Here is a 6,503-nt window from a genome sequence, read left to right as displayed (position 1 = left end):
CCGAGCGCACCGGCTTTGCCTGCCAGTTCCAGGCCGTTCGCCGCGACGTGCCCTGGCGCCCCGTGCTCATGGACGACACCGGCCTGCGACCCCGCCCACGCCCGACCGCGCTGGGGCCGCAAACGGCCATCGTCGTGGGCCCCGATGGCAGCGAACACCCCAGCGGTGCCCACGAGCTGCAGACCGACAAGATGGGCCGCGTGAAGGTGCGTTTCCACTGGCAAAGCATCGACTCGCCGCAAAGACGCCAAAGCGACCACAGCTGCTGGCTGCGCGTGGTGCAGCGCCTGTCGGGCCCGGGCATGGGCCACCAGTTCATCCCGCGCATCGGGCAGGAGGTGCTGGTGACCTTCCTGGGCAGGGATATCGACCGCCCGGTGGTCATGGCTGCGCTCTACAACGGCCAGGGCGAGTCGGGCATCGCGCCCACGCCCGGTGGCGCCGCCGCAGAAGTCGCCCTCGACGCGCTGGCCCATTCCACCGACCACACGCCCGCCTCGCAAGGCAACCTCATCGGCTCGGGCGCAGGCGGCCACAGCCCCGCCTGGCACGGCGCGGCCAGCGCAGCGGCCACGCCCGGCGCACAAGGCCAGGCCAACGCAGCTGCGCTGAGCGGCATCAAGAGCAAGGAGTTCGGCGGCAGCGGCCACAACCAACTGGTGTGGGACGACACGCCCGAGCAGTTGCGCACCCAGTTGCATACCACCCAGGCGCAGACCTGGCTGCAAATGGGCCACCTGCTGCACCAGGCCGACAACCACCGGGGCAGCTTCCGGGGCCTGGGCTTTGAGTTGCGATCGGATGCCTGGGGCGGTGTGCGAGCCGCACGTGGCGTGATGCTCAGCACCTTCAGCCTGCGCAATGGCCTGGGTCAGACCGCCGAGCCAGCAGGAGACAACGCAGCCGGCATCGCTCTCGCGCGCCAGATGCAGCAACTGGCCGAGACCTTCCACCAAGCCGCCACCACGCACCAGACAGTGGGCGTGGCAACGGCCGCTGGCAGCCGCGCCGCTAAGCAAAGCACGCTGGACGACGCGCTGGCACCGGCTGCGGCCCTCACCAAAAGCCTCATGGGCACCGTCAGCACCACGAGCCTGCCCAACGCGATCGCCGACGCGGCAGACAAGGCCACGGCAGCCGGCGCAAACAAGCTGCCCCACATGGCCGACCCGAACATCGCGCTGGTCGGCAAAGCGGGCATCGGCCTCACCGCAGGGCAAGACCTGCACCTCAGCAGCCAGGACACCACCCAGATCGCCAGCGGGCAAGACAGCCACTGGGCCGTGGGTGGGCAGGTGCGCGTGCACACGGCGCAGGGAATCGGGGTGTTGGCTGGGGCGATTCAGCCGGGCGCAGAAGCGGCAGGCAAAGGCATCACCGTGATCGCGGCACAAGGGCCGATCGACATGCAGGCGCAAGCTGGGCCCGCGCAGATCGCTGCCAAGCAGACGCTGGAGCTCAAGACGGCCAGTGGGGTGGTCAACATCGCTGCGGCCAAGCGCGTGGTGCTGTCGGTAGCGGGCGGCGCGAGCATCACGATCGAGGGCGGACAGTTCACGGCACAGTGCCCGGGCAAGATCACGGTCAAGGCGGGGCAGAAGTCGATGGTGGGTCCGCAGCGATTGAGCCAGGACATGCCGGGTTTCCCCACCAGCACGCTCACGACACCATTCACGATCAGCTTTGACAGCACCCCCTTCGGGCAGAAGTCAGGGTGGGCTGGCATGCCATACAAGGTCTTCGCCAACGGAGCCATGGTCGGCGAAGGTGTGCTCGACGAGGCTGGTGATATTCACCTCAAGCATGCTCCCGCCATCGAACAATACAAAGTGGTCATGGCCAACGGCATGACCTACGAGATCCCCGTGGTCAATGAGTATCGAAACAGCAAAGAAGGCCCATTGGCTGCCAGCGGCGTTTTCAAGGGCGACACCAAACAGGGTGCCAGCGAAGCTCGTGGCGAGTACCAGGAAGCATTGAACGCCCGTGTCAACACGACCCGCTGAATCCGGTGGTCGCCAGACTCTTCCCGCTTGTGAATACAAATGTCCCAAGACCCTAGCAAAAAGACAACCGTCGCGGCTCAGCGCTCAGCCAGCATGGGTGTGCAACTCACCCCGCCATGGTTTTTGGCTGGCACCGAGTACTCCCGCAAGGCTGCAACGTTTGGTTTGCTGATCAATGGTCAAGAGGCCTTTCGCGCTGTCCATGAGGCCATTGCTGCGGCGCAGACGAGTGTTTGCATCATTTGCTGGGGGTTTCAGCCCAGCATGCACTTCATTCGTGGCGACAAGAGAAGCCCCAGCATTGGAGAGCTGTTGGAACAGAAGGCCCGAGACAACGTCAAGGTGCGGGTGCTGAGTTGGGCCTTTGACCCCCTGGGTCGCAAGATTGGTGTGACGGGCAAAGTAGAGCCCAACACCCCTGGGCGGCGAATCCTTGCCTACAAGGATCAACTTGCTGGCACAACAGACGAACAGCATGAGTACAGCGAGCATTGGTTCTCCGTCTATGACGCCCAGGCTCCGCGTGCAACCCGCATCGCTCAGACCTTTCGTGGCGCCTATCGCTGGTTCACCGATGACAACTCCATGAAAAACCTGACCTTCGTCGGCAGAGGTTTCAGTGCCGCCGACAGGGCGTCGATCGCCAGCGATCGATACATGGATCAAGGTATTTCACCCAAGGCCAGAGGCGTCTTGTCCACTTTCCCCTCTCACCACCAGAAAATGGTTTTGATCGATCATGAAAGTGCCGAGCAAGCCGTTGGCTTTGTCATGGGGCACAACATGCTCGACTGGTACTGGGACACCAATGAGCATCGCATGAGGGGGCGCCCGCAGGATCCGAGCAAAGGCGCCAACGCTCCGCTGCCTCGTCAAGATTTCTCTTCGCGATTGACCGGACCGATCCTTGCTGACTTGTATGACAACTTCCAGTCGGCCTGGAATAAGGCTGGGTTGGAGAACATGGGAAGCATCGCAGGTGACCGGCTTCCGGAGGCCACAAATGTCAGATACCAGCAGCGACCCAGAGGAGAGGACGTCGCCCTGAGTGCTCAGATATTGCGGACCCAGCCTCAAGGCAGCAAAGACAAGAAGCGGATCAAGGACATCGAGAGGATGTACCTGCAGGCGGTGAACAACGCCACGCAACTCATTTACATCGAAAATCAGTACTTCCGTTGGCCTGTGCTGGCTGAGCGCATCAAGCAGCACGCCAGAACGTTGGCGCAGAATGGGCGCAAGCCGGAGGAGCACGGCAGCTTGTACCTGTTTGTCATCACCAACACCTCGAATGACGGGATGGGCGATGGAGCGAACAACACCCAACGCATGCTGGAAAGCCTCGGGCGGGGCGCGAGCATGCCCAGCGCAACCCGTGACGCCAGGATCGAGCGCGGAGAGCTGCCGCCTTCGCAGGTAGAGCAGTACAAGCAGAAGCAGGCCAGCCTGGACGCCGCGACGGCGGAATTGGAACGGGCTAGCGCTCAGAAACAGGCGCTTGACAGCGAGGCGCGCTTGCTGTCGGGGATACCGGGTACTTCAGAAAGCATCACCAAGCGGTACGAGAGCGCCAACGCGCGCATAAAGGCGGCCACGATTCAACAAAGGCATGCCCAGCAGGAGCTTGACGACTGGTCAGAGCAAACCATCTCAGCCGCCGAGGTGTCCACCCCGGGTCTGAAGACGCTGATTTGTCGAATCGTGGCGCCGGACACTGCTGCCGGCCAAGACTGGGTGGAGACTTACATTCACGCCAAGCTCATGATCATTGACGACACGTTCATGACCCTGGGCAGCGCCAACATCAACACCCGAAGCATGGAAACCGACAGCGAATTGAACATCATTCATGACCGGCCCGAGGTCTCCAAGCCGGCTCGGCAGAAGTTGTGGGATTTGCATACGAAGAATCAGGCAGCGGGAGGACAGCGCATTGCTGAGCTGCCGCCGCAAAAAGCCTACGAGGCATGGCAACGAATCTTGTCGGTAAACCGCAGCCTGAGCCAAAAGCGCATGCCACCTGTCGCACCACTGGACGCCTTCCTGCGAACAGACCCCAGCCGCAAAGATTGGGACTGACAACGCCGCATGTTCAACCCTCTTCTTACCCCAAACTCCCGCAAGGCTTGGCGTCTGGGATTGATCGTGATCGCGCTGCTGATCATGGTTGTTGGCGCGTATGGCGTTAAACGCCACTTTTTTCTCAGAGACACCCGCATGACCATCTCAGCCACCCCCGACATGGCCGGCCTGAGGCCCGATGCCGCCTTCACCTGCGTCAAAGAAGCTGATCGCATCCCTCCGCGTGATCCTGAAGTCGATCAGCTTTACCAACATGCCCGCTGGCTGAGGCGCAACAATTTGCTCAAGGACGATCCATCCGTCTACCCAGCCATCGAGCGCTTGGTGCGAATTGCGACCGCACATGGGCACGACAAAGCCAACCTCGCCTTGCGTGGCATGCTCAAAAATGGCCAGGCACAAAGCCCCAACCCCATCAAAGAAAGTGTGGATCTGGTCGAAGACCTGATTAAACGCGGCATCCCAGGCGGCTACCACGACATGGGCAATTACCTCATGCAGGGCTATGGCGTTGTCGGCGACTTTGATTTGGGCAAGCGCTACTACCGAAAGGCTGCGGACTTGGGCAGCCCGGATGCGCAGTACTTGATCGGAGACAAGCTCATTGATACCCGGCGTCACCCGCCCGAGGTGGTGGCGATTGGTCTGCAGATGCTGCGCTGCGCGGCAGAGCAAGGGCACGCGGAGGCAGCAGTTGGCCTTGGTGTCTACATCTACGAAGAAAAGCCCAAAGAGGCCATGGAGGCATACCAGTTCGGGGCGAAAGCAGGGAACAGTCAATGCGCAAGCTGGATGGAGTTGGGGTTCAAGCTCGTTGACCCCAAGGAAATTGGGTACTTGGGCGTGACGCCTGACTCCGAACGCGCCCGTCGCTACGAAATCATCACGAAATTCCTCTCCGACTACGACTATCTCGACCCCAAAGTCCCCGAGGTCGACGAGATCGTGCCGTTGCCGCCGGCCCAGCTGCCGCCATGGGATGGCAAGTTCAAGTGGCTGGAAGAGTACAAGGCCAACGTGCCCCCACCTTTGCCCTCTGAGAAGCGCATTGAGGAGATGGCGCGCGCCAAAGGCCTTGACCCCAAGACCGGGCGGCCGATTCAGGCAGGTAAATGAAACGGGCCACGCTCGATCGTGCTGCAGGTCGTCTGACCCTGATGGCTTTCGCCATCGCTGGTGTGATGCTCGTCGGCGGCTGTCAGGCCAAAGACTCCCGTGTGACCATCTCCTCCACACCCGACTTGGCCGGCCTGCGGCCCGATGCCGCTTTCACCTGCGCCAAAGAAGCTGACCACATCCCCGCGCGTGATCCTGAAGCTGATCAGCTTTATCAGCACGCCCGCTGGCTGCGGCGCAACAATTTGCTCAAAGATGATCCATCCGTCTCCCCTGCCATCGAGCGCTTGGTGCGTGTTGCGACCGCACATGGGCACGACAAAGCCAACCTCGCCTTGCGTGGCATGCTCAAAAATGGTCAGGCACAAAGCCCCAACCCCATCAAGGAAAGTGTGGGTCTGGTCGAAGACCTGATTAAACGCGGCATCCCAGGCGGCTACCACGACATGGGCAATTACCTCATGCAGGGCTATGGCGTTGTCGGCGACTTTGATTTGGGTAAGCGCTATTACCGAAAGGCTGCGGACTTGGGTAGCCCGGATGCTCAGTACCTGATTGGAGACAAGCTCATTGATACCAGGCGTCACCCGCCCGAGGTGGTAGAGATCGGTCTGCAGATGCTGCGTTGCGCGGCAGAGCAAGGTCACGCAGAGGCAGCCTTGGGTCTTGGCGTCTACATTTACGAAGAAAAGCCAGAAGAGGCCATGGAGGTATATCAGTGGGGCGCCAAGGCAGGTCATGCTCAATCCGCGAGTAGGCTGGCTAAAGGGTTCAAACTTGTAGACCCTACGGAAATTGGTTACTTGGGCCTAGAGCCTGACCTTGAGCGCGTGAGACGCTACAAGATCATTTGGGAGTTTCTCTCCGACTACGAATATCTCGACCCCAAAGTCCCCGAGATCGACGAGATCGTGCCGTTGCCACCGGCCAAGCTGCCGCCATGGGATGGCAAGTTCAAGTGGCTGGAGGAGCACAAGGCCAACGTGCCGCCGCCTTTGCCTCCTGAGAAGCGCATCGAGGAGATGGCGCGCGCCAAAGGCCTTGACCCCAAGACCGGGCGGCCAATTCAGGCAGGTCAATGAAACGGGCCATGCTCGATCGTGCTGCAGGTCGTCTCACCCTGATCGCTTTCGCCATTGCTGGTGTGATGCTCGTCGGCGGATGTCGTCGGCCCTGCAAAACTGCCACATCCTCGATGAACACTGATCAAACCTGGCAACTGGGGATGGTCAGAACTCCCAGGTTTGTGTGCAATGACGCTCAGTTTCTGGGAGTTTTGAGGACCTGAAGATGAGCACA

At 61.2% G+C, this 6,503-nt stretch carries 5 protein-coding genes; 4 read left to right on the top strand and 1 reads right to left on the bottom strand.

Annotation, left to right across the window (positions count from 1 at the left end):
* The 4 genes from ABG80_RS02085 to ABG80_RS02070 all read left to right on the top strand — a co-directional run.
* Window positions 1–2,006, top strand: a 2,006-nt coding sequence (locus ABG80_RS02085; protein ID WP_152987418.1) for a type VI secretion system Vgr family protein, incomplete at its 5' end; no start/stop codon positions are given.
* A 39-nt stretch (window positions 2,007–2,045) separates the two neighbouring features.
* The gene (locus ABG80_RS02080; RefSeq protein ID WP_058086130.1) at window positions 2,046–4,085 is read left to right on the top strand and encodes a phospholipase D-like domain-containing protein; all 2,040 of its coding nucleotides are present in this window, start codon (window positions 2,046–2,048) and stop codon (window positions 4,083–4,085) included.
* Window positions 4,086–4,094: 9 nt separating this feature from the next.
* A complete protein-coding gene (locus ABG80_RS02075) occupies window positions 4,095–5,204 on the top strand; it encodes an SEL1-like repeat protein (RefSeq protein ID WP_152987417.1) in 1,110 nt (369 codons plus the stop codon).
* Window positions 5,201–6,286, top strand: coding sequence for an SEL1-like repeat protein (locus ABG80_RS02070; protein WP_058086128.1), 1,086 nt, complete (start codon window positions 5,201–5,203; stop codon window positions 6,284–6,286). Before ABG80_RS02075 ends, ABG80_RS02070 begins: the two co-directional genes overlap by 4 nt.
* On the opposite strand, the gene ABG80_RS23345 is transcribed toward ABG80_RS02070, so the two are convergent.
* On the bottom strand, window positions 6,280–6,503 hold a 224-nt coding region (locus ABG80_RS23345; protein ID WP_235513720.1), incomplete at its 5' end, for a hypothetical protein. The two genes, ABG80_RS02070 and ABG80_RS23345, sit on opposite strands and share 7 nt — an antisense overlap.

The sequence above is a fragment of the Aquabacterium parvum genome (genome assembly GCF_001447195.1).
GTDB lineage: Bacteria > Pseudomonadota > Gammaproteobacteria > Burkholderiales > Burkholderiaceae_C > Aquabacterium > Aquabacterium parvum.
The sequence above is the reverse complement of the archived record's forward strand: the minus strand, read 5'-3'. Positions and strand labels throughout refer to the sequence as shown.

Coding starts and splice junctions, on each gene's coding strand:
- ABG80_RS02070 (WP_058086128.1), top strand. CDS start 5,201: ATGAAACGGGCCACGCTCGATCGTGCTGCAGGTCGTCTGACCCTGATG.
- ABG80_RS02075 (WP_152987417.1), top strand. CDS start 4,095: ATGTTCAACCCTCTTCTTACCCCAAACTCCCGCAAGGCTTGGCGTCTG.
- ABG80_RS02080 (WP_058086130.1), top strand. CDS start 2,046: ATGTCCCAAGACCCTAGCAAAAAGACAACCGTCGCGGCTCAGCGCTCA.